Annotated in this window: 1 protein-coding gene and 1 pseudogene; both read left to right on the top strand. The window is 67.2% G+C overall.

What is annotated here, in order from left to right:
- Nucleotides 1-19 precede the first annotated feature (19 nt).
- Nucleotides 20-730 (top strand): annotated as a pseudogene (locus tag CKO27_RS24835) (transposase); the annotation flags it as partial.
- Nucleotides 657-1,262 (top strand): transposase, encoded by a 606-nt coding sequence (locus CKO27_RS23815; protein WP_200377392.1) that lies wholly within the window; start codon nucleotides 657-659, stop codon nucleotides 1,260-1,262. The pseudogene CKO27_RS24835 and the gene CKO27_RS23815, both read left to right, overlap by 74 nt.
- Nucleotides 1,263-1,304 lie beyond the last annotated feature (42 nt).

Raw genomic sequence — 1,304 nt, 5'->3', positions numbered from 1 at the left:
TGAACATGCATGGGGTTTGATGGTCCACAACGGGCGACGAAACCTGCGGAAACCCCCCATGCATGCCCTAACGATTCTACACCGCTGTGTCGCGCCGCTGCTGGTCGGCATCCACGCTCGGCGCTTGGCCGTGCTGCTCGAAGCCGTCGCTGCAGCGGTCCGTGGTCCGCGACTGACGCTGACCGAGATCGGCCGACGCTTTGGCGGCGGGTCGGCGCTGCGCCATCGCATCAAGCGGGCCGACCGGCTGTTGGGCAACGTGCATCTGCAACGCGAGGCGCGGGGGATTTACATGGCGTTGGGCCGCACGCTACTTGCCGGCGTGGCCGAGCCGCTGATCGTGATCGACTGGAGTGATCTGAAGGAAGACCAGTCACGGCACCTGTTGCGCGCCTCGCTGCCGGTGGGCGGTCGCAGCCCGACGCTGTACGAGGAGGTTCACACCCAACGCAAGCTGGGCAATCGCCAGGTGCCGCATCGCTTCCTGCAGCGGCTCCAGGCGCTGCTGTCGGCGACGGCGCAGCCGATCATCGTCGCCGACTCCGGCTTCAAGGTGCCGTTCTACCGCGAGGTCGAGCGGTTGGGCTGGCGCTGGGTCGGGCGGGTGCGTGGACGCGACTACATCAAGCTCAAGTCTCGTTGGAGAAGCGGCCAGCGTGTGTTCGCCGAGGCGACCGAGACGCCGACCGCGCTCGGCATCGGCGAGTGGGTGCGCAGCCATCCGCTGCGCGCGGCCTTCGTGCTGGTACGCAAGCCCAAGCAAGGACGCCGGGACAAAACGGCCTCGGGGAAGCGCGCGCGCTCGCTCGAAGAAGAGCCTACAAGCCGCCCGCAATGCCCGTGAGCCGTGGCTGCTGGTCGCCTCGACGTGTTTCGCCGACTGGCCGGCGCCGCGCCTGGTCAAGGTCTATCGCCAGAGAATGCAAATTGAGCTGAGCTTTCGGGACATGAAGAGCCAGCTCTTCGGCGAAGGGCTGGAGTGCCGCGCCTCGAGCGGTGCTGGTCGCTACACGGTGCTGGTGCTGATCGCCTCCTTGGCGGCGATCCTGCTGTGGCTGATCGGGACGGCCGCCGAGCGCTGCGGCGTGCATGAGAGCCTGCGACCGGGCCGCCGCAAGCGTCGCGCTTACTCGCTACTGTTCCTGGCCCGGTTGCTGCTGACGCTGGAAGGCTGTCGAACGACCATCGCCGAGCTGGTCGAGGCCATCGGGCCGCCCAGCCAATGGGTCGCGAGTGACCATGATGCACTGCTCGCCGAGTGACCGCAGCAGGCCAATTTTGTGGGGATACCTCAGGGACAGACC

It is taken from the genome of Thiocystis violacea (assembly GCF_016583575.1).
In the GTDB taxonomy this organism is placed as follows: Bacteria; Pseudomonadota; Gammaproteobacteria; order Chromatiales; family Chromatiaceae; genus Thiocystis; species Thiocystis violacea.
The sequence above is the reverse complement of the archived record's forward strand: the minus strand, read 5'-3'. Positions and strand labels throughout refer to the sequence as shown.